The sequence below is a fragment of the Streptomyces sp. R33 genome (genome assembly GCF_041200175.1).
Classification (GTDB): domain Bacteria; phylum Actinomycetota; class Actinomycetes; order Streptomycetales; family Streptomycetaceae; genus Streptomyces; species Streptomyces katrae_B.
On sequence record NZ_CP165727.1, the window covers coordinates 4,302,484 to 4,327,368 of the forward strand.

At 71.5% G+C, this 24,885-nt stretch carries 26 protein-coding genes and 1 riboswitch; of the genes, 18 read left to right on the forward strand and 8 right to left on the reverse strand.

Annotated features, from left to right (window positions below; translation table 11 throughout):
• Positions 1-191 precede the first annotated feature (191 nt).
• The 4 genes from AB5J51_RS19650 (at position 192) to AB5J51_RS19665 (ending at position 3,050) form a co-directional block, all read left to right on the forward strand.
• Positions 192-395 carry a cold-shock protein gene (locus AB5J51_RS19650; RefSeq protein ID WP_030228768.1) on the forward strand — a complete coding sequence of 68 codons (204 nt, stop codon included), beginning with the start codon at positions 192-194 and terminating at the stop codon, positions 393-395.
• Between the two features lie 308 nt (positions 396-703).
• Positions 704-2,236: a DEAD/DEAH box helicase gene (locus AB5J51_RS19655; RefSeq protein WP_369778180.1), complete on the forward strand. Its 1,533-nt coding sequence runs from the start codon at positions 704-706 to the stop codon at positions 2,234-2,236.
• 46 nt (positions 2,237-2,282) lie between these two features.
• Positions 2,283-2,687 carry a CBS domain-containing protein gene (locus AB5J51_RS19660; protein ID WP_369778181.1) on the forward strand — a complete coding sequence of 135 codons (405 nt, stop codon included), beginning with the start codon at positions 2,283-2,285 and terminating at the stop codon, positions 2,685-2,687.
• Positions 2,688-2,738: 51 nt separating this feature from the next.
• On the forward strand, positions 2,739-3,050 hold the full coding sequence (locus tag AB5J51_RS19665) for an SCO5918 family protein (RefSeq protein WP_053789625.1): 312 nt from the start codon (positions 2,739-2,741) through the stop codon (positions 3,048-3,050).
• A gap of 102 nt (positions 3,051-3,152) precedes the next feature.
• On the opposite strand, the gene AB5J51_RS19670 is transcribed toward AB5J51_RS19665, so the two are convergent.
• Together AB5J51_RS19670 and AB5J51_RS19675 are read right to left on the reverse strand one after the other, a co-directional pair.
• A complete protein-coding gene (locus AB5J51_RS19670) occupies positions 3,153-3,512 on the reverse strand; it encodes a hypothetical protein (RefSeq protein ID WP_053789626.1) in 360 nt (119 codons plus the stop codon).
• Positions 3,513-4,031: 519 nt separating this feature from the next.
• On the reverse strand, positions 4,032-4,322 hold the full coding sequence (locus tag AB5J51_RS19675) for a hypothetical protein (RefSeq protein WP_369778182.1): 291 nt from the start codon (positions 4,320-4,322) through the stop codon (positions 4,032-4,034).
• A gap of 230 nt (positions 4,323-4,552) precedes the next feature.
• On the opposite strand from AB5J51_RS19675, the gene AB5J51_RS19680 reads away from it, so the two are divergent.
• From AB5J51_RS19680 to AB5J51_RS19720, 9 genes are all read left to right on the forward strand, one after another.
• The gene (locus AB5J51_RS19680; protein ID WP_053789627.1) at positions 4,553-4,891 is read left to right on the forward strand and encodes a MerR family transcriptional regulator; all 339 of its coding nucleotides are present in this window, start codon (positions 4,553-4,555) and stop codon (positions 4,889-4,891) included.
• A 262-nt stretch (positions 4,892-5,153) separates the two neighbouring features.
• The gene (locus AB5J51_RS19685) at positions 5,154-5,651 is read left to right on the forward strand and encodes a GNAT family N-acetyltransferase (protein ID WP_369778183.1); all 498 of its coding nucleotides are present in this window, start codon (positions 5,154-5,156) and stop codon (positions 5,649-5,651) included.
• A gap of 92 nt (positions 5,652-5,743) precedes the next feature.
• Positions 5,744-6,709: an NAD(P)H-dependent flavin oxidoreductase gene (locus AB5J51_RS19690; protein ID WP_369778184.1), complete on the forward strand. Its 966-nt coding sequence runs from the start codon at positions 5,744-5,746 to the stop codon at positions 6,707-6,709.
• 25 nt (positions 6,710-6,734) lie between these two features.
• A complete protein-coding gene (locus AB5J51_RS19695) occupies positions 6,735-6,896 on the forward strand; it encodes a DUF5990 family protein (protein WP_369778185.1) in 162 nt (53 codons plus the stop codon).
• Positions 6,897-6,987: 91 nt separating this feature from the next.
• Complete coding sequence (locus AB5J51_RS19700; RefSeq protein ID WP_053789636.1) at positions 6,988-7,398, forward strand: VOC family protein; 411 nt, start codon at positions 6,988-6,990, stop codon at positions 7,396-7,398.
• Positions 7,399-7,519: 121 nt separating this feature from the next.
• Complete coding sequence (locus AB5J51_RS19705) at positions 7,520-7,966, forward strand: helix-turn-helix transcriptional regulator (RefSeq protein WP_053789630.1); 447 nt, start codon at positions 7,520-7,522, stop codon at positions 7,964-7,966.
• 5 nt (positions 7,967-7,971) lie between these two features.
• The gene (locus AB5J51_RS19710; RefSeq protein WP_369778186.1) at positions 7,972-8,595 is read left to right on the forward strand and encodes a glyoxalase; all 624 of its coding nucleotides are present in this window, start codon (positions 7,972-7,974) and stop codon (positions 8,593-8,595) included.
• 127 nt (positions 8,596-8,722) lie between these two features.
• Positions 8,723-9,205, forward strand: a complete 483-nt coding sequence (locus AB5J51_RS19715) for an iron chaperone (RefSeq protein ID WP_369778187.1) — start codon at positions 8,723-8,725, stop codon at positions 9,203-9,205.
• A gap of 133 nt (positions 9,206-9,338) precedes the next feature.
• Positions 9,339-11,162, forward strand: coding sequence for a DUF262 domain-containing protein (locus tag AB5J51_RS19720; protein WP_369778188.1), 1,824 nt, complete (start codon positions 9,339-9,341; stop codon positions 11,160-11,162).
• 72 nt (positions 11,163-11,234) lie between these two features.
• On the opposite strand, the gene AB5J51_RS19725 is transcribed toward AB5J51_RS19720, so the two are convergent.
• The 3 genes from AB5J51_RS19725 to AB5J51_RS19735 all read right to left on the reverse strand — a co-directional run bounded on the left by AB5J51_RS19725 (position 11,235) and on the right by AB5J51_RS19735 (position 15,074).
• A complete protein-coding gene (locus AB5J51_RS19725; protein ID WP_324616762.1) occupies positions 11,235-12,191 on the reverse strand; it encodes a hypothetical protein in 957 nt (318 codons plus the stop codon).
• Positions 12,192-12,267: 76 nt separating this feature from the next.
• A complete protein-coding gene (locus AB5J51_RS19730) occupies positions 12,268-13,776 on the reverse strand; it encodes an APC family permease (protein WP_369778189.1) in 1,509 nt (502 codons plus the stop codon).
• A 401-nt stretch (positions 13,777-14,177) separates the two neighbouring features.
• Entirely contained in the window at positions 14,178-15,074 is an 897-nt protein-coding gene (locus tag AB5J51_RS19735; RefSeq protein ID WP_369778190.1) for a sigma-70 family RNA polymerase sigma factor, read from the reverse strand.
• A 172-nt stretch (positions 15,075-15,246) separates the two neighbouring features.
• On the opposite strand from AB5J51_RS19735, the gene AB5J51_RS19740 reads away from it, so the two are divergent.
• Positions 15,247-18,675 carry a BTAD domain-containing putative transcriptional regulator gene (locus AB5J51_RS19740; RefSeq protein WP_369778191.1) on the forward strand — a complete coding sequence of 1,143 codons (3,429 nt, stop codon included), beginning with the start codon at positions 15,247-15,249 and terminating at the stop codon, positions 18,673-18,675.
• Here the strand turns inward: AB5J51_RS19740 and AB5J51_RS19745 are convergent.
• Positions 18,656-19,456, reverse strand: coding sequence for an ABC transporter permease (locus AB5J51_RS19745; protein ID WP_053789388.1), 801 nt, complete (start codon positions 19,454-19,456; stop codon positions 18,656-18,658). The genes AB5J51_RS19740 and AB5J51_RS19745 overlap by 20 nt on opposite strands.
• Positions 19,453-20,463 (reverse strand): ATP-binding cassette domain-containing protein, encoded by a 1,011-nt coding sequence (locus AB5J51_RS19750; RefSeq protein ID WP_136224738.1) that lies wholly within the window; start codon positions 20,461-20,463, stop codon positions 19,453-19,455. The genes AB5J51_RS19745 and AB5J51_RS19750 overlap by 4 nt, the downstream gene beginning before the upstream one ends.
• A gap of 222 nt (positions 20,464-20,685) precedes the next feature.
• On the opposite strand from AB5J51_RS19750, the gene AB5J51_RS19755 reads away from it, so the two are divergent.
• Positions 20,686-22,038, forward strand: coding sequence for an aspartate aminotransferase family protein (locus tag AB5J51_RS19755; RefSeq protein WP_369778192.1), 1,353 nt, complete (start codon positions 20,686-20,688; stop codon positions 22,036-22,038).
• 255 nt (positions 22,039-22,293) lie between these two features.
• On the forward strand, positions 22,294-23,211 hold the full coding sequence (pucL, locus tag AB5J51_RS19760; RefSeq protein WP_053789390.1) for a factor-independent urate hydroxylase: 918 nt from the start codon (positions 22,294-22,296) through the stop codon (positions 23,209-23,211).
• A 12-nt stretch (positions 23,212-23,223) separates the two neighbouring features.
• Here the strand turns inward: pucL and AB5J51_RS19765 are convergent, their stop codons facing one another.
• A complete protein-coding gene (locus AB5J51_RS19765; protein WP_053789391.1) occupies positions 23,224-23,646 on the reverse strand; it encodes a histidine phosphatase family protein in 423 nt (140 codons plus the stop codon).
• A gap of 34 nt (positions 23,647-23,680) precedes the next feature.
• A riboswitch (cobalamin riboswitch) is annotated at positions 23,681-23,831 on the forward strand.
• Positions 23,832-23,867: 36 nt separating this feature from the next.
• Here AB5J51_RS19765 and AB5J51_RS19770 point away from each other — a divergent pair.
• The gene (locus tag AB5J51_RS19770; RefSeq protein WP_030302308.1) at positions 23,868-24,080 is read left to right on the forward strand and encodes a CbtB-domain containing protein; all 213 of its coding nucleotides are present in this window, start codon (positions 23,868-23,870) and stop codon (positions 24,078-24,080) included.
• A gap of 33 nt (positions 24,081-24,113) precedes the next feature.
• Positions 24,114-24,869 (forward strand): CbtA family protein, encoded by a 756-nt coding sequence (locus AB5J51_RS19775; protein WP_199828148.1) that lies wholly within the window; start codon positions 24,114-24,116, stop codon positions 24,867-24,869.
• Positions 24,870-24,885: the final 16 nt, after the last annotated feature.

The following is a 24,885-nucleotide window of genomic DNA, read 5'->3' on the forward strand; positions in this document are numbered from 1 at the left end:
AACCGCTGCAGCGTGCTACTGTCGATCTCGGTTGCAGTTTTGGTACCCAAAAACTTCAAGCGCTCCAGTCGGCCTCCGCGCCACATTCGAGTGCTTCATATTTCCGGGTCATTTTCCGGCGGGGCATCATCGCGGCGACACGGTGTCCGTACAGTGCGGATGCCGGTGTACTGCCCCAAAGGAGACATGACGTGGCATCTGGCACCGTGAAGTGGTTCAACGCGGCCAAGGGTTTCGGCTTCATCGAGCAGGACGGTGGCGGCGACGATGTCTTCGCCCACTTCTCGAACATCGCCACCCAGGGCTTCCGCGAGCTGCTGGAAGGCCAGAAGGTCACCTTCGACATCGCGCAGGGCCAGAAGGGCCCGACGGCCGAGAACATCGTTCCCGCCTGACGCTGACGCGCATTTCGTAGCTGGGGCCCGCATCCCTCGGGGTGCGGGCCCCAGCTGCACGCATCTCCCGCAGTGGTGTCACCTGCGTGACGAAGTATTCAGGGTTACAGCCTGCTCGGCGCTTCACCCCTCGATTTTTCTTGGTTCGCGTCCGCATGACGCCACCCCATCTCAGCGCATGCGCCCGTACAGAATCCCTTTAGGCCAGAGTCGCTTTCGCATTCCATTCGGCCCGTTCTTGTGATTCCCCGCGCTGTGTTTCTGCTGCGGGAATTCCTTGATATGTGCCGCATCAAGGAAGGTTCTGAATGAACCGCACACGTACGAACGACCGTTCCTCTCGGACCCGCAGCCGCACCGGCGGCCCCGCTTTCGGCGCTGCCGCCGGTTCGGAGCGGGGCAGCCGCTTCGGCTCGTCGGCCCCGAGCCGCTCCGGAGGTCCGAGCCGCTCCGGAGGTCCGAGCCGCTCCGGCGGCTACGGCCGCCGACCCGCCGCGGTCCAGGGCGAGTTCGCCCTGCCGAAGACCATCACTCCGGCGCTGCCCGCCGTCGACGCCTTCGCCGACCTCGACATGCCGGCCGAACTGCTGGCCGCCCTCGTCGCGCAGGGCGTGACCGTGCCCTTCCCGATCCAGGGCGCCACCCTGCCCAACACCCTTGCGGGCCGTGACGTGCTCGGCCGCGGGCGCACCGGCTCCGGCAAGACCCTCGCCTTCGGCCTCGCGCTGCTGGCTCGTACCGCCGGGCAGCGCGCCGAGCCCCGCCAGCCGCTCGCCCTGGTCCTCGTCCCCACCCGCGAGCTGGCCCAGCAGGTGACCGACGCCCTCACCCCCTACGCCCGCGCCGTGAAGCTGCGCCTGACCACGGTCGTCGGCGGCATGTCGATCGGCAAGCAGGCCGGATCGCTGCGCGGAGGCACGGAGGTCGTCGTAGCCACGCCCGGCCGGTTGAAGGACCTCATCGACCGGGGTGACTGTCGGCTGAACCAGGTCGCGATCACCGTCCTCGACGAAGCCGACCAGATGGCCGACATGGGCTTCATGCCGCAGGTCACCGCGCTGCTGGACCAAGTGCGTCCCGAGGGGCAGCGGATGCTGTTCTCCGCCACCCTGGACCGCAATGTCGATCTCCTGGTTCGCCGGTACCTGACCGACCCGGTCGTGCACTCGGTGGATCCCTCTGCCGGTGCGGTGACGACGATGGAGCACCACGTGCTCCACGTCCACGGCGCCGACAAGCACCGCACCACGACGGAGATCGCAGCGCGCGAGGGCCGGGTGATGATGTTCCTGGACACCAAGCACGCCGTTGACCGCCTCACCCAGGACCTCCTCAACAGCGGCGTCCGCGCCGCAGCCCTGCACGGCGGGAAGTCCCAGCCGCAGCGCACCCGCACGCTCGCCCAGTTCAAGACCGGACACGTGACCGTGCTGGTGGCGACCAACGTGGCCGCGCGCGGCATCCACGTCGACAACCTCGACCTCGTCGTGAACGTCGACCCGCCGACCGACCCCAAGGACTACCTCCACCGCGGCGGACGCACCGCCCGCGCGGGCGAGTCCGGCAGCGTCGTCACCCTCGTCACCCCCAACCAGCGACGCGACATGACCCGCCTCATGCAGGCCGCCGGCATCACCCCGCAGACCACCCAGGTCCGCTCCGGCGAAGAGGCCCTGAACCGCATCACCGGCGCCCAGGCACCCTCCGGCGTCCCCGTCGTCATCACCGCACCGGTCGTCGAACGCGCCAAGCGCAGCGCCGCTTCCCGGGGCAGGCGCCGGCCCGCTTCGACGGCCCGGCGCGTGAGCGTGCGGCAGTCCGCCTTCGATGCGGCGGCCTGAGAAGCACGTGATCGGGAAACTGACCCATCTCTGCAGGAGGTACGTTTTGACGCTGGTCCAGATGGAGCCCCGCTCTGCCAACGCCAACCCTGTGCACCGGACGGTGGACGACGCGATGGAGGCGGCCGGTCCACAGGTCTGTGATGACATGACGGTCGAGGTGGCCCTGGCCGTCATGGCCGGCGCCCGCGCGGGTCATCTGCTCGTCTGCGACGAGGACGGCCTGTGCACCGGGCTGGTCACCCAGGGCCGGCTCGCCGCCATCCGCGACAGCGCGGCGTACACGGACCAGGTCCGTCTCCGCGACCTCCTGGGGGACCGCGGGCCGGTCACCTCGCCCGTGACCACGATGGCCGAAGCCGAGCACGCGATGCGCTACCGCGGGCTCGATGCCCTGCCGGTCGTCGATGACCAGGGCAGTGCTCTGGGCTTCCTCGCCCTTGCCCGCTGAACCGCCTTACCGCGGCACGGCCGTCCCCCTTTCTTCTTCCTGTGAGGCAACATGCGCTGTGTCATCGCCCGTTTCCCGTTCGACCTGACCAAGAGCGGTGTCCTGGAGTCGATGAAGGGCGTCAAGCCCGAGCAGGTCATCGGCGAGTCCGTGATCATCGGGCGCCGTACCTACCCCGTCAAGCAGGTCGGCCAGGTCATCACTCGGCAGGACCGGCGCGACTTCAGCACCGGTGAAGTCCTGCGGGCCATGACCCAGCTCGGGTTCACCTGCCGCGGCCTCCCCCGGGCCGCCGTGCCCACGCGCGTCCTCAGCCCGCTCCAGCAGGCTTCCGCGATGCTCGGCATCCCGGTGACCGTCTGACGGACAGGACCGGCGCAAGCCGACACCCGAACAGCGAGGAGGGCCCGACCGGCACGCGCCGGTCGGGCCCTCCCGCATACCGGGGATTACGCGAATGTCGGGTCAGTGGTCGGAGTAGCTGAAGTCGCCCATGGTCCAGGCGCTGACATCTGCGATCGAGACGCGATACATCCCACCCGTCTCCGGGATCCCCACCGTGCCCTGAAGGATGCGGGCCACATGGAAGTGCAGATGGGTGGGCGGCCCCTCTCGCGGTGTCGTCGTGGTGAAGATGGCGGCGAACTCGCCCAGGCGGGCGGAGTCCGTCAGGACCTCCGACACCCGCTGCCTCCACACGGCTTCGGGTGCCAGCCGACCGGTGATGACAGCGCCACCGGTGACAACGGTCAGGGACATCTGATTGCTCTGCCCGGACTCCACCAGGGTGGCAACGTCAACGAGCAGCTCGTCAGGCTTCGACATGGGAGCCGATTTTATGCACCGGTCGTCCCGTTCTCCCGACCGGGAGGACTACCGGTCGGGTGCAGGTGCCCCCGCCGTGGCGCACGGCGTTCGTGTCGAGCTCGGACACGGCCAAGGCCACGGTGTCTGCGGCCTCCGTGGCCATCGCCGGCTGACGAAGACGGGGGGGGACCCCCACGCGCTCGCCTGCGAACCTCCCGAGCCCCTGACCTGCTGTGCAGGCTGCTCTGCGCATCCTGGGCCTGCCGCGAAGGCCTAGCTCTCCTCAGCGAGCACGAAAATCTATGACGGCCAGAGTAGACATTGGGCGATGGCGTGGTTATGGTTTCTCTCGTAGCCCAGAGAGAACAGCAGGGCCTGGCAGAGACGAACTGCCGGGCAGCAGTACAAGCAGTTGCAGTTTGCAGAACGGTGCGGTGGTGGAGTTCCGAAGCCAGAGCGGTTGCAGGACGGCGACGGGGCTGACGACCGGACCGGGTGGCCCGCAGCCATCAGGGGCCGCCGCAAGCAGTACCGCAGTTAACGCAGTGGCAGTACCCGTAAGTGCAGTGCGCAGTACCCAGCAGTGAAGTAAGTGAGCAGCACCTCGGTGAAGGCGTCGGCTGCGGACGCGCGCACCGGGAAGTTCGGCAGTGGGGTTCTAAGCCAGAGCAGACGCAGGACGGGCAACGGGGCTGGCTGCCGGAGAGTGGCGCTGACGCAGGCCACCAGCAGTACGCAGTAGAGCAGTACCAGCAGTACCAGCAGTACCAGCAGTACCAGCAGTAAGCAGTTGATCACCGAGGGAAGAACGGAGGAGCCGAGCACCATCAGGATCGCCCGGGCCGAAAGGCTGAGCCCGGGTACCGCAGGACATCGATAGTGAGGTGGTCTCCGGTCAAGCAACCGCGATCCCCGCACTCCCGGCAGCATCTCGGTCGGGTCGGCGGAAACACAGGGTCGGCGCAGTATCAGGGCCGACAGATGGTGTAGTAGTTCCTTCGGGGCCCTGGTGCCGTACGGCACCAGGGCCCCTCCACGCGTTCCATGAGAGAGGTTCAATGACAGCAGACGACTCGTTCGGCCGTCTCGACGACGACGATTACCCCGCCTACACCATGGGCCGGGCAGCAGACATGCTCGGCACCACCCAGGGATTCCTCCGCGCCCTCGGAGAGGCCCGCCTGATCACTCCCCTCCGCTCCGCGGGCGGCCACCGCCGCTACTCCCGTTACCAGCTGCGCATCGCAGCCCGCGCCCGGGAACTCGTCGACCAGGGCACCCCCATCGAGGCCGCCTGCCGCATCATCATCCTCGAGGACCAGCTCGAGGAAGCCCAACGCATCAACGCCGAATACCGTCGCGCCGCCGAATCATCCGCGCCGCCGCCCTCGGCCTGAACCGAGCGCGCCCGTCGGGATCGGCGGCCCTCGGTCGTCGAAAGAGTGCATTCGGGCGCGGACGCCTCCGCCAGGTCCGCCCCGGCGCCAGCGCTGCGTGTGACCTGGTGGGTACCGTGCCAGCCCCTCGAGGGCGTCCGTCGTCCCCAACCCATGCCTCGACCTCCGTGGCCGCCGCCCGCCCCGGCGATCCGCGGGGAGCTGTGAACGCAGCTAGTGTTCGCGGATGACTCCGTCCGCTCTTTGGCCGGTCGCGGATCGTTTGACGACCCCCCGGCTTTCTCTCGAACCGCTGCGCACCGAGCACGCGTCGGAGGCCTTCCCGCTCTTCGACGACGCCCGGCTGCACACCTGGACCGGCGGGGAGCCGAGCTCGCTCGAAGAGCTCCGGGCCAGGTACGCCCGCCAGGCCGCGGGCCGGTCGCCGGACGGGAGCCAGGGCTGGCTGAACTGGATGCTGCGCCGGACGGAGGACGGCCTGCTGGTCGGAACGGTTCAGGCGACCTTGTACCGGACCGGGGACGGCGGAGTCGAAGCCTCGCTCGCCTGGGTGACAGGGGTCGAGCACCAGGGGAAGGGCTACGCCCGCGAGGGGGCCCTGGCCATGGCCGCATGGCTGCGTACCCGTGAGGTGTCGGCCCTGGCCGCCTCCATCCACCCGGATCACGCCGCGTCCGCAGGGGTCGCCCGCGCCCTCGGCCTGACCGCATCCGGCACGCTGGTCGACGGCGAGACCCGCTGGAGCACCTCGGGCCGCTGACGGCGCGCGCCCAGGGGGACATGTGCGGCCGGTCGCGGGACGATGGACGCAGGAGCATGCGATGGCAGGGCCGCAGCTGCTGGAGGTGCCGGATGCTGACCACCCCTGTATGCCGACTTCTCGGTATCGACGCCCCGGTCGTCTGCGCGGCCTTCGGCCCCTGGGACGAGGTCGATCTCGCCGCGGCGGTGTGCCGGGCGGGCGGGCTGGGCAGTCTGGGCACCGCCGTACGGCCCCTGCCGGACCTGAAGGAGCAGTGGGCCCGACTGCGGCAGCTGACGGACCGGCCCTTCGCGATCAACCACACGACCCGCCCCCTCAACGAGGAGGCGTTCCAGGCCACGATCGAGGAGCGGCCGGCAGCGATCTCCTTCCACCTCGCGGTGGCGCCCGACCTGATCGCCCGGGCGCACGACGCCGGCATCCTCTGGATCCAGCTGGTCACGGACATCCGTCAGGCCGACGAGGCACTGCGGGCCGGAGCGGATGTGCTCGTCGCGCAGGGCGGCGAGGGCGGCGGACACGGCGGGGACGTCGGCACGATGGTGATGGTCCCGGACGTCGTGGACCTGGCGGACGACGTACCCGTCCTCGCGGCCGGTGGGATCGCCGACGGCCGCGGCCTGGCCGCGGCCCTGGTACTGGGCGCGCAGGGTGTGCTCATGGGGACGCGCTTCCTCGCATCGTCGGAGATGAACGTGTCGCAGGCGTGGAAGAGCCGGATCGTCGAGTCCGCCGCCGCGGACGCGGTGAAGGCCGTGGGCAGCGAGCGGATCCTGCCGCCGTTCAACCGCCCCGGCAGTGCCGGGGTACCGCGCTGCCTTCGCACTCCGCTGCTGGACGCCCTGCGCGAGCACCCCGAGCAGGTCGACCCCGAGGAGATCGTGCCCCGCGTGATGGCCGCGATCCGGTCCGGCGGCGGCGAGGAGTACCTGCCCTTCACCGGCCAGTCGGCCGCCCTCGTGCACGAGGTCCTGCCGGCCGGCGAGATCGTGCGCCGGACGGTACGGGAGGCCGAGGCGGCGCTGGCACAAGCGGCCTACGCCATCGGCCGGTGACGGTACTGCGGGGTCAGCCGCTTGAGTGTGGCGGGCGCGCCGCCTTGCGCACGGCCCCGATGTCGTCCGGTGGTCCGATGACGGGCGTCTGCTCGCGCGACTGCGCCTCACCGATGCCTGCGGGCGGCCCCTGTGCGCCCAGGTGCGGCCACCGCTCGTCGAATGGTCCGCCGCTCCGGTGGCGTGACCCGGCGGCGTGACCCGGCTGCGTGACCCGCGGCCTCGACGGATCAGGATTCGAGAAGCCCGGTCGCCGCGCCGCGGCTAGCGTGATGGTCATGGACATCACCATTCACACGACCGCCCTCCCGCACGACGACCCGGACGCCGCCGTCGCCTTCTACCGCGACGCCCTCGGCTTCGAGGTCCGCAGCGACGTCGGCCAGGGCAAGATGCGCTGGATCACGGTCGGCCCCGTCGACCAGCCCGGCACGTCCATCCTCCTGGCGCCGCCGGCCGCCGACCCCGGGATCACCGAGGACGAGCGCCGCACCATCGTCGAGATGATGGCCAAGGGCACCTACGGCTGGATCCTGCTGGCCACCCGGGACCTCGACGGCACTTTCGAGAAGGTGCAGGCCACCGACGCCGAGGTCGTCCAGGAGCCGACCGAGCAGCCGTACGGCGTGCGCGACTGCGCCTTCCGCGACCCCGCGGGCAACCTGGTCCGCATCCAGGAGCTGCGCTGACCCCGGCTGCCGTCCACTCCCTCTCACCTCCGAACACCCCTCCCCCGCGTGCCAGTTGCAGGCGGCGGCGGTGATCGCGAACATCGATGAACGGAGTTGCCCCATGTGCCATCCTGCCTGGATGAGCGCACTTACCGCCGCGCAGCGCCTGAGCGACCTCGCCCGGCTGCGCCGCGTGCGCGACCGGATCGACCGGGAGTACGAGCAGCCTCTCGACGTCGAGGCGCTCGCCCGCGGCGTGAACATGTCGGCCGGGCACCTCAGCCGCCAGTTCCGGCTGGCCTACGGCGAGTCGCCGTACTCGTACCTGATGACGCGGCGCATCGAGCGCGCGATGGCGCTGCTGCGCCGTGGCGACCTCAGCGTCACCGAGGTCTGCTTCGCGGTCGGCTGCTCGTCGCTGGGCACCTTCAGCACCCGTTTCACCGAGCTGGTCGGCATGCCGCCCAGCGTCTACCGGCGCCGCGCTGCGGACGGGGCGGCCGGCATACCGTCGTGCGTGGCGAAGCAGGTCACCAGACCCGTCAGGAATCGAGAAGCACCGGCGGCCGGGCCGGAACTAGCGTGATCTGCATGAACTCCCTCGCATCCGTCACCCTCGAGGTGGCCGACCACACCGCCGCCGACCGCTTCTACACCGCCTTCGGCCTGGGCGCCCAGGTGCGCCTGCAGGCCTCGGAGGCACCGACAGCCGGCTTCCGCGGCTTCGCCCTGGCGCTCACGGTGTCCCAGCCCGCCACCGTCAACGCGTTCATCGGCGCCGCCCTCGACGCCGGCGCCACGACGGTGAAGCCCGCCTCGAAGTCCTTCTGGGGCTACGGCGGCGTCGTCCGGGCCCCCGACGGGACGCTCTGGAAGGTCGCCACGTCGGCGAAGAAGGACACCGGCGCGGACACCCGGCAGATCGACGAGATCGTGCTCCTGCTGGGCTCGGAGGACGTGTCCGCGAGCAAGCGGTTCTACGTCGGCCACGGCCTCGCCGTCGAGAAGAGCTTCGGCAGCAAGTACGTCCAGTTCGGCGCCCCTTCGGGCGGCATCAAGCTGGCGCTGTACGGGCGCCGCGCCCTCGCCAAGGACCTCGGGGTCCCCGCCGACGGCGCCGGGTCCCACCGGCTCGTACTGGGCAGCGGCGCCGGCTCCTTCACGGACCCGGACGGGTTCGCCTGGGAGGCCGCGTCGATGGCGCCCACGCCCTGATCCGTCCCCGTAGACCCGGCACGACAGACCCGGGACGCAAGACCCGGCACCGGCAGATCCGCCACCGCAGGTCCGCACCGCCCGACCACCACCGATCAGCTTCCGAGACCCGCGAGAGGAACCTGCAATGAAGAACACGGCGCAGACGTCCACCCGGAGCACCACCACCGCGGCGGACAAGAAGTACGACGGATTCACGGACGAAGAGCGCGACGCGATGAAGGAACGCGCCAGGGAGCTGAAGTCGACCGCGCGCCGCGGTTCGCGCGCGGACAAGGCGGATGCGGAGGGGGACGTCCTCGCGAAGATCACCGAGATGCCGGACGCGGACCGCGTCCTCGCCGAACGCGTCCACGCCATCGTCAAGGCCAGCGCGCCGGGCCTCTCCCCGAAGCTCTGGTACGGGATGCCCGCGTACGCCAGGGACGGCAAGGTCGTCTGCTTCTTCCAGAGCGCGCAGAAGTTCAAGTCGAGGTACGCGACGCTCGGCTTCAGCGACCAGGCGGGTCTCGACGACGGCACCATGTGGCCCACCAGCTACGCCCTGACGGAGCTCACCGCCGCCGACGAGGCACGTATCGGCGCGCTCATCGAGAAGGCGGCGGGCTGAGGCCCGTCCTGCCCAGGCGGGCGCGCAGCGGTCGGTCAGCTGCGGCGATGCCCGCCCGGCACCGGCTCACTCCCAGTACTGTCGGGCGCGTCACGCCGTGAGACGCGAGAGCGCCGTGCCCGAAGGAGCCGATGTGGCCGAGGAAGCATTCAGCATCGACAAGCGACCGCTGCGCGACCTGTTGGCGCAGGTCGCGGACGGCCGGGCGCAGCTGCCCGAGTTCCAGCGCGGCTGGGTCTGGCCGTACCCCAACATCGCGAGTCTGCTGGCTTCGATATCCCTCGGCTACCCCCTCGGCACCCTCATGACGCTCCGCGCCGGAGGCGACGTCCGCTTCAAGTACCGCCCGATCGAGGGCGCGACGCTCCCGGGACCCCGGGAGCCGGAGTCGCTGGTCCTGGACGGGCAGCAGCGGCTGACCTCCCTCTTCCAGTCGCTCAAGCTCGACCGGCCCGTAGCCACCCAGGACGTCCGCAAGCAGGCCGTTTCCGGCTGGTTCTACGTCGACATGCGCAAGGTCCTGGACGGTTTCACCGACCGCGAGGACGCCATCCGCTTCCTGCCCGCATCCCGCAAGGTGGTCAACTTCCGTGGCGAGGTGCAGATCGACCTCTCCACCCGGGAGAAGGAGTACGCGGCCCTCCTCTTCCCCGTCAGCTCCGTGCTGGACTCCGACGACTGGGAGGACGGATTCACCGAGCACTGGGACGACAAGGCCAAGTGGCGGCTGTGGAAGGACTTCGAGAAGGCCTTCATCAAGCCCTTCATCCTCTACCACGTCCCCGTCATCGAGCTCGGCAAGGCCACCGAGCGCCAGGCCGTCTGCCAGGTCTTCGAGAAGGTCAACACCGGCGGTGTCACGCTCACCGTCTTCGAGCTGCTCACCGCCACCTACGCGGCGGACGAGTTCGATCTCCGCGACCACTGGGAACGCGTGTGCCGCGCCGCCTGGCAGGCACCCGAGTACCGCATCCTGCGCGAGGTCTCCAACACCGACTTCCTCCAGGCCGTGACCCTGCTCGCCACCTACCGGCGGCGGGTGACGGAAGCCGCGCACGTCACCGAGGAGGACCGCCTTCCCCGGGTCGGCTGCAAGCGCAAGGACATGCTCGCGCTCTCCCTCAAGGACTACGAGGAGCACGCGCCGGCCGTCGTCGAGGGCTTCAAGAAGGCCGCGAAGTTCCTGCACCAGCAGCACTTCTTCGACACGAAGTTCCTGCCGTACGGCACCCAGCTCATCCCCCTCGCCGCCGTCCTGGCCGCCGCCGGGAGCACGGCGGAGCCGGCCGGCGCCCAGCGCAAGCTCGCCCGCTGGTACTGGTGCGGAGTGTTCGGGGAGTTGTACGGGGGCTCGACCGAGACCCGGTTCAGCCAGGACCTGCCGGACGTCGTGGAGTGGATCCGCGGCAGCGGCCAGGAGCCGCGCACGATCACGGCCGCGCAGTTCGCGCCGGGCCGGCTGCTGACCCTGCGCACCCGCCAGAGCGCCGCGTACAAGGGCATCTACGCCCTGCTGCTCAAGGCCGGGGCGGCCGACTGGCGGACGGGCGAACCGGTGAAGGTGACCGACTACTTCGACGAGGCCGTCGACATCCACCACGTCTTCCCGAAGGCGTGGTGCGAGCAGAACGGGTTCAAGCCGGAGGTCTACAACTCCATCGTCAACAAGACTCCCCTGACGGCGCGCACGAACCGGATCATCGGCAGCCAGGCCCCCTCCGCCTACCTCGCGCAGCTGGCCAAGACCGCCGAGATCGGCCCGGAGGAGCTGGACGCGCACGTCCGCACGCACGTGGCCGGGCCCGCCCTCATGCGGTCCGACGACTTCGACGGCTTCTTCGCCGCCCGCAAGGCGGCCCTGCTCGCCGCGATCTCGGCCGAGATGGGCAAGGCGATCCTGGCGGACGCCGAGTCCGATGCCGAATCCGGCTCCGGGGCAGCCGCCTGGGCGCCCTGAGCCCGCAGCCGGCTCACCCGTCGGGGACGGGGAGGAGGGGCGTCCTCCCGTCCTCCTCCCGTCGCCGCCCGGTCAGCGGCCGGCGGTGCGGGTGCGGGCGCGCCAGCGGACGTACTGCTGCTCCGGGTCGCCGGTGTACGCCCACGGGACGCGGGTGGCGCGGCCGTCCAGGAGGTCGAAGACCGTGGCCGCCTCCGCGAGCATGTCGGCGTGGACCAGGCCGTGGGCCAGGTGGTTGAGGTCGGCCACGTCCTGGGCCTGCGGGGCCGTACGGGAGCCGATCCAGCGCTCCATCGTCGTCCGCAGGTCCCAGCGCCCCGCGTCGCCGCTCCAGTGGTGCAGCAGGTCCAGGCTGTTCCTGCCCTCGCTCTCGGCCCGGTGCCGGTACTGCTCCGCCCGGGCCACCTGCGGCAGGACCGCCAGGGGCGAACCCAGTGGGGCGGCTGCCGCGCGGTCCCGCGCGAAGTTGTAGGCCTGGCCGTGCGAGCCGTGCCAGCGTGCGGACATGTAGCGCAGCCCCTGGTGGTGCGCCTCCCGGTGGTACGGATCGCGGGCGCAGAGCTCCTGCCACCACCGGCCCATGGCGGCGTGGCCGCCCTCGTACAGCCGCGCCAGGGTCACCAGCGAGACCCACGGATGCGGGTCCTCCGGGGCCGCCTCGGAGGCCTGCAGGCAGATCCGGGCGGTCCAGTCGAGGCGGTTCACGGCCGGCATGGTCCCGCGGCGGGCGACCGCGAACATCCGCATCACCTCGATGTCCGCGCGCAGCACGAGCGCGTCGGGGCTGTCGGGCTCGGAGGCCTGCCAGGCCTCTGCCACCCGCCGGTCCGCGGCCGCGTCGGCCAGCAGCCGGATGCGGTGGCTGCGCCGGTCCCAGTCACGGGGCGCACCGGCGGCGAGCAGGTCGCGCAGGCCCTGCCAGCGGCCGGCGGCGACGTCCTGGCAGGCCTCCGACAGGGCCTTGTCGCCGAACGCGGGATCGTACTGCGGTGCCGCGGGGGAGCGGCGGCGTTTCCAGGCCATGGCCATGCGGACGGGACCCTCCTCGGATCGGCGGACCCAACCCTCTGGGGTCCTGCGGGACTGCGGACGAAGGGCCGACGGCTCAGAAGTCGGTGAGGAGTTCGTCGGAGCGGCCCGTGCCGGCCCGCGAGGAGGGGTCGAGGTCTGTGACCCCGTACGAGGCGTCCACGGCCCGGGCGCGTGCGGGGTCCAGCGGGACCGCCTCGTAGTACGAGCGGCCGTGCTGCCGGTACCTCAGCATCGGTACGACGCCCAGCACGAGCGTGCCGAGCCCGATGCCGAGGGCGAGGGCGTTCAGCTCGGTCAGGGACCGGACGAAGATCCACACCATGAACAGCCCGCCGCCCAGCGGCCACAGGCCGATGAGGAGCAGGTTCCCCACGGACGCGAAGAGCTGCCTGCGGTGGACCACGACGGCGGAGAACGCGGCGAGGCCGTAGTAGAAGCAGATCAGCAGGCCCACGCCGCTGACCGCGTCGGCGAGCAGCCGCAATCCGGAGCCGGAGCCCGCACCTGAGCCCAGGTTGGCGGCGACGGTGAGAGCGAGCGCGACGCCCGCGACGACCGCGGTGGCGGTCCACGGGGTCTGCCGGCCCGGGTGGATGCGGCCGAACGCCGGAGGGAGGGTGCGGTCGCGGCCCATGGCGAAGAGGGTGCGGGTGGCCTGGAGCAGCGAGGTCTCGAGCGTGGCGACGGTGGACAGCAGCACCGCGAGGACGAGCAGCCGGCCGCCCCAGCCGGGCCAGACCGCGTCCCCGAGGACGGTGAGGAAGGACTCGGGGTTCTGCCGTACGACGTCGGTGCCGACGAGGATGTTGACGGAGATCGTGAAGACGACGAACAGGGCGAAGCACGTCACGACGCCGATCACCCCGCCGAACCCCGAGCCGCGGCGGCCGCCCCGGGTCTCCTCGCCGAGGTTGCTGGTCACGTCCCAGCCCCAGTAGGCGAAGACGGCGATCAACGCGCCGGTCACGAAGTGGTGCTGGCCGTCGAAGTGGCCGAAGCCGAACCAGGAGGGCGAGAAGTCCGCCACGTTGCCGTCCTTGGACAGGGCGGCGACGGCGAAGGCCAGGAGCAGGACGAGCTGCGTCCCGGTGACGGCGGTCTGGGCGTGGGCGCTGATCCGGGCGCCGTGCATCACGACGCCGGCCATGAGCAGGAACCAGAGCGCGCCGACGGCCGTGGCCAGGGCGGTGTGGCCGGCCGCCGGGGTGCCGAAGAGGGACAGCGTCGCGGCGCCGGCCGGAAGGGCGGTGGAGGCCATGAACACGGTGGCGGAGACGACGAGCGCCCAGCCGCTGAGGAAGCCGAGGAAGGGGTGCAGCGACCGGCCCGTCCAGGCGTACGAGGCACCGGCGTTCGGGTCGAGGCGGCCCAGGTGACGGAAGGCGAGGGCGATCCCGACGACGGGGAGGGCGCAGTACAGGAGGACGGCCGGGCCGGCGACGCCGACGGCGGCTATCAGTGCGGGGAAGGTGCCCGCGATGGTGTAGGCCGGGCCGCAGCCCGCCACGGCCATCACGACGGAGTCGAACGTGCCCAGCGCGTCGGCCCGCAGACTCCCTCCGGCACCAGAGTGCTTGCTCACGATCACGTCTTTCCTGGAGGCGTACCAAGGGAAAGGGGGAGGGAATGAGGACGGAAAGGGGGAGGGAAAGGGGGAGGCGGGAGAGGGGGAGGTAATGGGGAAGGCAAACGGGGCCGGGGAAAATGCTCGGGGATTCCCGGCGCGTCGGAAAAGCGGGGGGCTTCGCGGTGGCGTTCCCGGCCCTTCCTGAGGCGGCCCGGTTGCGGTTCGCACGACCGGGCGGCTGAACAGGAACCAGATCCTGCCCAAACCGCCCAGGAAGCGCAAGGGTTCGAGCGAAGATACCGACGATCGACCCGGTTATTGATATTCGAATCAATGCAAGCCTTCTCGGTCCACCGAGGATTCGCTGGTGATCCTCGACAAGACCGGAACCGGGACGGGCGGTTCGGCGGGTGCGGTCAGTCGCCCAGTACGGACCCCAGGTCGATCCTGGCGAGGCGCTCCGGATCGGTCAGGATGTCGAGCGCGGCGATCTTTCCGTCCTTGACGGTGAACGCCATGAGCGACATCGGCTTGCCTTCCGCCATGGCGAGCACCCCGGGAAATCCGTTGACGAAAACCGGGTGTGCGGCCGCGGCGAACCGGGCGAACATGACGGCGTTCGAGGCGACGTCCCCCGCGCCGCGGCGGACCGCGCTGGGGCGCAGCGCGCCGCCGTCGGAGCGGGCCACCACATCGGGGTCGAGGAGGTCGACGAGCGCGTCGAGGTTCCCGCCGCGCGAGGCGCTGAGGAAGGCCTCCACGACCTCCCGGGTGCGCACCAGGTCGGCGTCGGGGGCGGGCGCGGCCCCCTGGACCCGGCGACGGGCGCGGCTGGCGAGCTGCCGGGTCGAGGCCGCCGTACGGCCGAGGACCGGGGCGATCTCGTCGAAGGGGACCGCGAACAGGTCGTGCAGGACGAAGGCGAGCCGCTCGGCGGGAGCCAGGGTCTCCAGGACCACCAGCAGCGCGATGCCCACGGAATCGGCGACGAGGACCTCGTGTTCCGGATCGATGGCTGCGAGCCCCGTGACGACCGGGTCGGGCAGCCGGACGTACCCGTCCCGGTCCTGCAGCGGATCCTCGCGCCGCGTGATGCGCGAGCGCAGCATGTCCAGGCACACCCGGCCGACGACGGTGGTCAGCCAGCCGCCCAGGTTCTCCACGGCGGTGACCTCCGAGCGGCTCAGCTTCAGCCAGGCCTCCTGCACGGCGTCCTCCGACTCGCTGATCGAGCCGAGCATCCGGTAGGCCACGGCCCGCAGATGGGGGCGGTACTCCTCGAAGCGCCGCGCCAGGGCGTCCTGTTCGCTCACCTGTCACGTCCTAGCGTCGTTGATCGTAAGTCCACGCATGGACGGTAACCGGGTGGTGCGTCATGTGCGCATGGATTGCGGCCCGATGCTCTGCCCGCGCCGTTCCCGGCCACCGTCGCAACCGTCGCCGAGGGCTCGAAGTGGGCCGCGTGCGGGCCGCACAATGGCGATCATGCGGATCGCGATATTGGGGCCACTGGAAGTTCGGACCGGGGACGGGGACGGGGACGGGGGCGTCGTGGGTGTCGGCGGGGCGCGGCTGCGCGCGCTGCTGGTGCTGCTCGCGCTCGAACCCGGCCGGGTGGTCTCCTCCGAGCTGCTGATCGACGGGATCTGGGACCGGGACCCGCCGATGGGCGCGCCGAACGCCCTCCAGGCGCTCGTGTCGCGGTTGCGCCGGGCGCTGCCGGGGGTGGAGATCGCCTCGCATCCGGCCGGGTACCGGCTCCTCGTCGAGCCCGACGCCGTCGACGCGGTCCGGTTCGAACGGCTCGCCGCGGCCGGGCGGGCGGCCTTGGCCCGCGAGCCCGCCACCGCCGCCCGGACCCTGCGCGAGGCGCTGGAGCTGTGGCGCGGACCGGCCCTGCTGGACGTGGCGGGCTCCGACTTCTTCCGGGCGCCGGTGACCCGGCTGACGGAGCTGCGGGCGGCCGCGCTCGAGGACCGCATCGAGGCCGATCTGCGCCGGGGCCTCGGCCGGGAGCTCACCGGGGAGCTGGCCTCCCTCGTCGCCGAACACCCGCTGCGGGAAGGGCTGGTCGGAGCGCTGATGCGGGCGCTCGTCGCGGCCGGCCGGCCCGCCGAGGCGCTCGCCGCGTACGGCCGGGCCCGCGAGGCCCTCGCCGAGGAACTCGGCGCCGACCCGTCGCCGGAGCTGGCCGCGCTGCACACCGCAGTACTGCGCGGCGAGGTCGCCGGGGGTACCGAGCCGGTGCCGTCCGCAGGGTCCCTGCCGTCCGTACAGCCCGTACAGCCCGTACGTGCGCAGCAGCCCGGGCAGGAGCCCGTACGTCCGGCACAGCCCGTACCGCAGCCCGCTCCGGCGGGGGCGTCGGCGGCCGACTCCGCCCCTCCCGCGCCCGCGACCAACCTCCGCGCCCCGCTGGCCAGTTTCGTCGGCCGCGACGCCGACCTCGCCCGGGTCGCCGCGCTGATCGGGGAACACCGGCTCACCACCCTCACCGGGCCCGGCGGCGCCGGCAAGACCCGGCTGTCGGTCGAGGCGGCCCGTCCGCTGCTCGGCCGGTTCCCCGACGGCGTCTGGCAGGTCGAGCTCGCACCGCTGAGCGCGGAGGCCGACGTACCGCAGGCCGTACTGTCCGCACTCGGCCTGCGCGAGCAGGCTTCGGCGCCGGGCGAGCCCCTGGACCGGCTCGTCACGGCGCTGCGCACCCGGACCGCCCTGCTGGTCCTCGACAACTGCGAGCACCTGATCGAGGCGGCCGCAGCCCTGGCCGACCGGCTGCTCGGCGCCTGCCCCGGGGTGCGGATCCTCGCGACGAGCCGGGAGCCGCTCGGCCTCACCGGCGAGGCGCTCTGGCCGGTCGAGGCGCTGGCCCTCCCGCCGCAGGACGCGGGAGCCGCCGAGGCCATGTCGTACGCGGCGGTCCGGCTGCTGGGCGACCGGGCGGCCGCGGCCCGGTCGGGCTTCGCCGTCGGCGAGGACACGGCAGCCGCCGTGACCCGGATCGTCCGCGCGCTGGACGGGATGCCCCTGGCCATCGAACTGGCCGCGGCACGGCTGCGCACGATGAGCGCCGAGCAGCTGGCGGCGGGGCTCGACGACCGGTTCCGGCTGCTGACCGGCGGCGCCCGCACGGCCCCGCGCCAGCACCGGACGCTGCGGGCGGTCGTGGACTGGAGCTGGGAGCTGCTGACCGGACCGGAACAGGCCCTGTTGCGCCGGCTGGCGGCGTTCCCGGGCGGCGTGACGCTGGAGGCGGCGGAGCGCGCGTGCGCGGACACCGCGACGGGCGGGTCCACCGGCATCGAGCCGGCCGACGTAGCCGGCGTACGGGACGTGGTCGACGTACGGGACGTGGCCGACGTGGTCGACGTACGGGACGTACTCGACCTCATGACCTCGCTGACCGAGAAGTCGCTGCTGGTGACCGCCGGCGACGGCCGCTACCGGATGCTCCAGACCATCAGGGCGTACGGCCTGGAGCGGCTGGCCGAGGCCGGCGAGCAGGAGCCGGTCCGCCGGGCGCAGACCGCGTACTTCACCGGGCTGGCCCGGACCGCGGATCCGCATCTGCGCCGGGCCGACCAGCTGGAGTGGCTCGCGCGGCTGGCCGTCGAGCACGACAACCTGAAGGCGGCGCTGCGCGGCACGATCGCGGCGGGCGACGCGCGGGCCGCCGTGGGCCTGGTCTCGGCGGCCGGCTGGTACTGGTGGCTCAGCGGCCACAAGGCGGAGGGCGCCGAACTGGCGGCGGCCGCACTGGCGCTGCCGGGCGGGGCGGCGGAGGAAGAGGACCTGGTCGTCGCGTACGCGCTCTCCGTCCTGTTCGCGACGGCCGGGGTCGGCGACGAGAAGAAGCTGGCAGCGCTGCTCGGCGAGGCGCTGCGGCTCGCCGAGCGGACGGACAGCCGGCATCCGGTGGTGCGGTTCCTCGGGCCTGTCGACCGGATGCTGCGCAGTGCCGCCGCGGGCCGGGCGGCGCCGGCGGACACCTGGGACGAACTGCTGGCCGACGCGGACCCGTGGGTACGGGCGCAGGGCCGGCTGGAGGGCGCCCGGACCCTGCTCGGCGCCGGCGGCCCGCCTGCTCAGGCCGAGCAGGCCATCGAGGAGGCGCTGGCCGGGTTCCGGGCTCTCGGCGAGCGGTGGGGTGCCTCCTTCGCGCTGACCGTGCTGGCGGACCTGGTGGCGCGGCGAGGCGATTTCGCGGCGGCGCTCGGCCACTACGAGCAGGCGGTCGAGGTGGTCGGCGAGATCGGGGTGCTGGAGGACCGGCTGCACGCGCTGATCCGGCTGGCGCAGCTGTCCTGGCTGGCCGGCGACCCGGCGGGCAGCGCCGCGGCCCTGGCGCGGGCGGAGCAGGACGCCGCCGCGGCGGGCTGGCCGGAGTCGATCGCGGTACTGGCGCACGGCAAGGCCGAACTGGCCTGGTGGACCGGGAGGTTCCCGGAGGCGCGGGCCGAACTGGCGCGGGCCGAGGAGGCGATCGCCGGGATCTGTGCCCATCCGGTGTTCCGCGCGATGGCCCTCGACACGCGAGCCCATCTGGACGCGGCGGAGGGCGAGCTGGACAGGGCGCGGGCCCACCGCGCGGAGGCGCTGGACCTGGCGCTGGGCTCCGGGCACGCGCCGACGGTGGCCCAGGTCCTGATCGGCGTCGCGGACCAGGCCGTACGGGAGGACCGGCCGGAGCAGGCGGCCCGGCTGCTGGCGGCGGCGCTGGCGGTACGGGGCGGGCCGGACCACGGGCGTCCGGACGCGGCGCGGGTGGAGAACGCGGCGCGCGCCGCGCTCGGTGAGGGGTTCACCGAGGCGGCGCGATGCGGTGCGGCGTCGGGCGCGGCGTCGGGCGTGGCATCGAGCGTGGAGGCCGTACGGGAGCTGGCGGCGCCCGCCCTCAGCCGGCCTGGCGGTTGAACACCCGGGTGGCCCAGAAGTACCCGGCCACCGTGAGCCCGAGGCACCAGGCGACGGCGACGATCCCGTTGTCGCCGATCGGGGTGCCCATCAGCAGGCCCCGGACGGTCTCGATGATCGGGGTGAAGGGCTGGTGCTCGGCGAAGACGCGGACCACGGTGGGCATCGAGTCGGTGGGGACGAACGCGCTGCCGATGAAGGGCAGGAAGGCCAGCGGCAGGACGATGTTGCTGGCGCCCTCCGGGGTCTTGCTGACGGTGCCGAGGGCGACGGCCAGCCAGGTCACGGCGAAGGTGAGCAGGGTGATCAGGCCGAGGGCGGCGATCCATTCGGTGAGCCCGGCGGAGGGCCGGAAGCCCATCAGCAGGGCGATGCCGATGACGAGGCCGACGCTGACCAGGGTCTGGAGCACGCTGCTGATCACACGGCCGACGAGGATCGACGGGCGGGAGATGGCCATGGTGCGGAAGCGGGCCACGATCCCCTCGGTGAGGTCGGTGCAGACGGACACCGCGGTGGACGTGGAGGCGGCGGTCACGGTCATCAGGAGGATGCCGGGGACGAGGTAGTTGATGTAGGCGGCGCCGGTTCCGATGCCCGCGGCGAGCGGCCGGCCGAGGACGTATACGAAGAGCAGCAGGAAGATGACGGGCACGGCCATGGTGCCGAGGGAGAGCCCGGGGTAGCGCAGCGCGTGCCTGAGGTTGCGGCGCAGCATCGTCGCCGCGTCGCGCAGCGGGGCGGGGGTGGCGGCGGGGACGGGGGCGGTGAAGGTGCTCATCGTGCGGACTCCTTGGCGGTCTGGACGGGGGCGACGACGGGGGCGGTGGAGGTGCCGGGGGCGACGGGCGTGACGGGCCGCCCGGTCAGGGCGAGGAAGACGTCGTCGAGATCGGGGGTGTGCACGGTCAGGCCACTGACCTCGATGGACTCGGCATCGAGCCGGTCGATCAGTGCCCGCAGCGACTGCACGCCGCCGTCGCTGGGGATCTGGAGGGTGAGGGCTTCCGCATCGCGCGACGCCTCGCCGAAGCTGCGGGCGGCGCGCTCGTACCCGCCGCGCTCGGCGAACCGGAGGTTGATGTTCCCGCCGGGGACCAGCCGCTTGAGCTCGTACGCGGTGCCCTCGGCGACCAGCTTCCCGTGGTCGAGGACGGCGATCCGGTCGGCGAGCTGATCGGCCTCCTCCAGGTACTGGGTGGTGAGGAAGATGGTGACGCCGTCGGCGACGAGCTCACGGATGATCTGCCACATCGCGCGGCGGCTGCGGGGGTCGAGACCGGTGGTCGGCTCGTCGAGGAAGATGACCTGCGGGCTGCCCATCAGGGTCATCGCCAGGTCGAGGCGCCTCAGCATGCCGCCGGAGAAGGTGAGCGCCACCTTGCGGGCCACGTCGACGAGATCGAAGGCCTCCAGCAGTTCGGCGGCCCGACGGCGGCCCTCGGCCTTGCCGAGGTGGCGCAGGTCGGCCATCAGGAGCAGGTTCTCCTCGGCGGTGAGCAGCTTGTCCACCGCCGAGAACTGTCCGGTGACGCCGATGGCCGCCCGAACGGCGTCGGGGTGCGTGGCCAGGTCGTACCCGGCGATCCGCACGTGCCCGGCGTCGGTGCCGATCAGGGTGGACAGGATCTGCACGGTGGTGGTCTTGCCGGCCCCGTTCGGGCCGAGCAGCGAGAAGATGGTCCCTGTCGGGACGTGCAGGTCGATTCCGTCGAGGACGGTCTTGTCCCCGTACGCCTTGCGCAGCCCGGTGGCCGTGATGGCCGGCAGGCCAGAGTGTGAGGTCATGTCGTTCGCCCGTTTCGTGGTCGCGTCTTCCTGACGCCGTCACCATGAACGCCCCCGCTGACAGCCCCTTGAGCGACCGCTGACACCTGCGGGCACCCGCTGACAAGCCGCTGACAGGTCGGACACGGAGCGTTGTTTCACGTGAAACACCGCCCTCCCGGGTTGGCCGACAGGCTTCCGACCCTCCCGGGGGTCCGCATCGTGGACAACTACGCTCGGGACATGAACGCAGAAGCTGCCGACGCGCTCGCCGCCGTGAAAGACGCCGACCGGAAGCACGTTTTCCATTCCTGGTCGGCGCAGGAGCTCATCGACCCGCTCGCCGTGGCCGGGGCCGAAGGCTCGTACTTCTGGGACTACCAGGGCAACCGCTACCTCGACTTCTCGAGCGCCCTCGTCTACACCAACATCGGCTACCAGCACCCCAAGGTGACGGCGGCCATCCAGGAGCAGGCGGCGAAGCTCTGCACCGTCGCGCCCGGCTTCGCCGTCGACGTCCGCTCGGAGGCGGCCCGGCTGATCGCCGAGCGCACCCCGGGCGACCTCGACAAGATCTTCTTCACCAACGCGGGCGCCGAGGCCGTCGAGAACGCCGTACGGATGGCCCGGCTGCACACCGGCCGGCCCAAGGTGCTGTCCGCGTACCGCTCGTACCACGGGGCCACCTCCACGGCGATCAACCTGACCGGTGACGCCCGCCGCTTCGGCAACGACACCGCGACCGCCGGTGTCGTGCACTTCTGGGGGCCCTTCGCCTACCGCTCGCCCTTCTACGCGGCCACCGAGGCCGAGGAGTGCGAGCGCGCCCTGCGCCACCTCGAGGACACGATCGTCTTCGAGGGCCCGCAGTCGATCGCCGCGATCATTCTGGAGACCGTCGGCGGCGCCCCGGGCGTGCTCGTGCACCCGGACGGCTATCTCGCCGGTGTGCGCGAACTCTGCGACCGCTTCGGCATCGTGTTCGTCCTCGACGAGATCATGGTCGGCTTCGGCCGCACCGGGCGGTGGTTCGCCTCCGAGCACTGGGGAGTCACCCCCGACCTGATCTGCTTCGCCAAGGGCGTGACCAGCGGATACGTCCCGCTCGGCGGGGTCGCCATCTCGGCAGCCATCGCCGAGACCTTCGCCCGCAGGCCCTACCCGGGCGGGCTGACGTACTCCGGGCACGTGCTGGCCTGTGGGGCCGCCGTGGCGACGATCAACGTCATGGAGGAGGAGGGCATCGTCGAGCAGTCCGCCCGCACCGGCGCGGAGCTGCTGGGGCCGGGCCTGCGCGCCCTCGCCGAGAAGCACCCGTCGGTCGGGGAGGTCCGCGGTCTGGGCACGTTCTGGGCGCTGGAGCTCGTACGGGACCGGCAGACGCGCGAACCGCTCGTCCCGTACAACGCCTCCGGAGCGGACAACGCCCCGATGGTCGAGTTCGCGGCCGCCTGTAAGAAGGGCGGGCTGTGGCCGCTGACCGCAGGCAACCGCATCCATGTCGCCCCGCCCTGCAACATCAGCCCGCGGGACGTGGCCAAGGGCCTCGCCATCCTCGACGAGGCGCTGTCGGTCGCGGATACGCACACGGTCTGACCTGCTGCGCTGTGCGGTCGCCCAAGCCGTGGGTGCCGGTGTTCGGATGATCTGTACGGGTAACAACGCCCTTCGCGCATGTTGCAATCCGAAGCAGCACCTACGGACCGGGATGCACGTCAGTCCCGGGGCGGCCCCTCGGGGCCGAACGGCGGGGAGCGGGACGTCCTGCGGTCGGGGGCGGGCGCTGGACGCCGGGCGTACGGGATCCAGACCACCGGACTCCGTGTTCCCGAGGCACCGAAGGAAGACACCATGAGCAAGCACGTCCTGGCGCAGAACCAGTACGGCAAGGCCGAGAACCGCATCGTCAAGGTCACCCGCAAGGGCGGCGACGGGTCCTGGCACGAGATCCGCGACCTCAACGTCTCGGTGGCGCTCCGCGGCGAGTTCCGCGACGTCCACCTGACCGGCGACAACGCCAACTGCCTGCCGACGGACACCACCAAGAACACGGTGTACGCCTTCGGCAAGGAGCACGGCATCGCCTCCCCCGAGGCCTTCGGCATCCTGCTCGCGAAGCACTTCGTCTCCTCCCAGTCGCCGATCCGCGAGGCGCAGATCCGGATCGAGGAGTACGCCTGGGAGCGGATCCCGGTCCCGACGCGCAAGGAGCAGCACTCCTTCGTCCGCAAGGGCCAGGAGGTGCGCACCGCGCAGATCACGTACAGCGAGACGACCGGTCTGCAGGTCATCTCGGGTCTGAAGGACCTGACGGTGATGAACTCGACGAACTCCGAGTTCCACGGCTACATCAAGGACAAGTACACGACGCTCAAGGAGGCGTACGACCGCATCCTGGCGACGAAGGTCACCGCGCGCTGGGCGCACTCGGCGCTGGCCGCCGACGACGCCTCGTACGACTGGGACCAGTCGTACAAGAAGGTCCGCAAGAACATGCTGGAAGCGTTCGCCGAGACCTACTCGTACTCGCTGCAGCAGACCCTCAACCAGATGGCCGAGCGGGTGCTCGACCACTGCCCGCGGGTCAACGAGGTACGCCTGAACCTCCCCAACAAGCACCACTTCCTCGTCGACCTGGAGCCCTTCGGCCTCAAGAACGACAACGAGGTCTACTTCGCGGCGGACCGGATGTACGGCCTGATCGAGGGCACCGTGCACCGCGACGGCGTGCAGCCGGTGATCGCGACGAGCGACTGGATCGTCGCCTGAGCCGCTACGCCGCTACTTCTCGGCCGGCTGCCCGAGCTGGAGGTTCCACCGCCCGAGCCGCCCGGTGAGGCTGGTCACCGTGTCCGGGCGTACGTCGAGGCGCCAGAAGGCGGTGGCCGGCAGCTCCAGCGCGGACACGACGGCCGCCCTGACGACGGCCTGGTCGACGACGGCGCGATGCGTACCCGCGGGCAGAGCGGCGAGGGCGGCGCCGACGCGGGCGATCAGCGCGGTGACGGACTCCCCGCCGGGCGGCGCGTAGTCCGGGTCCGTCAGCCAGCTCCGGACGGCGGCCGGATCCTCGGCGGCGACCTCGTCCAGGGTCCGCCCGGCCCACTCCCCCGCGTCCGGGCCTTGCAGGCCCGCGTACTGCGGGCAAGGGTCGCCGTGGCCGAAGCGAACCTGCCGTGAAGCGTCCTCGAATGGACGTCTCACGAACTGAACTCGTACTACGGCGCTCTTCATAAGGGGAGCGTAAACGCGGTACGGTCTCGGACGACAACCTAAAAAAAGACGACGGTATGACGGAAGCACCGGTGAAAATCCGGCACGGTCGCGCCACTGTGAATCCTCCCGGAGGGGGAGGAGAAGTCAGACCCGCCATGTCGTCGCTAGCACCACTGACCGGGACGCGTGTTCCCTCTGGAGGTTCTGCCATGGCTCACTCCGCCGTGCCCACGACGGCCCCTGCCGTCACCCCGATCTCGCTCTCCGCTCTCGCCCCCTGGGCCCTGTTCGCCGGCGTCCTGATGCTGGTCCTGCTCTACCTCGTCGGTGCCGAGCAGGGCGCCACCGCGCTCTTCGAGGGCGACACCGTCCACGAGTGGATGCACGACGGTCGCCACCTCCTCGGCTTCCCCTGCCACTGATCTCCACCTCAGCAGCAAGGGAAGTACCGAACCATGAACTCCATTTCCCCCCGCGTCCTATTGGTCCGGGGCATGCTGGCAGGTCTGCTCGCAGGCCTGGCCGCGTTTCTCGTCGCGTACGTCCTCGGCGAGTCCAAGGTCGACGCGGCGATCGCCATCGAGGAGGCGGGTCACGCCGCCCACGACCACGGCGAGGAGGCGGCCCCGGTCAGCCGGGCCCTCCAGGCCACGGCAGGCCTCGGCACCGGCACGCTCCTGTACGGGATCGCGCTCGGCGGCATCGCCGCGCTCGTCTTCTGCTACGCCCTGGGCCGCATCGGCCGCTTCGGCCCGCGGGCCACGGCCCTGCTGGTCTCGGGCGGCCTGTTCGTCGCCTTCAACCTGGTGCCGTTCCTCAAGTACCCCTCCAACCCGCCGGCCGTCGGTGACCCCGACACCGTCGTCCGGAGGACCACCCTCTACATCCTGATGATCGCGTTGAGCGCGCTGCTGTCCGCGGGCGCGCTCATCCTGGGCCGGCGTCTGGCACCCAGGCTCGGGAACTGGAACGCCTCGATCGTCGCCTCGGTCGGCTTCGTCGCGGTGGTCGCCATCGCCTACGCGGCGCTGCCCGGCATCAACGAGGTCCCGGCGGATTTCCCGGCCACCCTGGTCTGGCAGTTCCGCCTCGCGACCGTGGCCATCCAGGTCGCGATGTGGACGACTTTCGGCCTGGCCTTCGGTTTTCTTGCCGAACGGGCCCTTGTCCCGGCCGCCGCACCCCAGGAGGCTGTACAGCCCGCGAGCTGACGATGAGGGGGCCGGT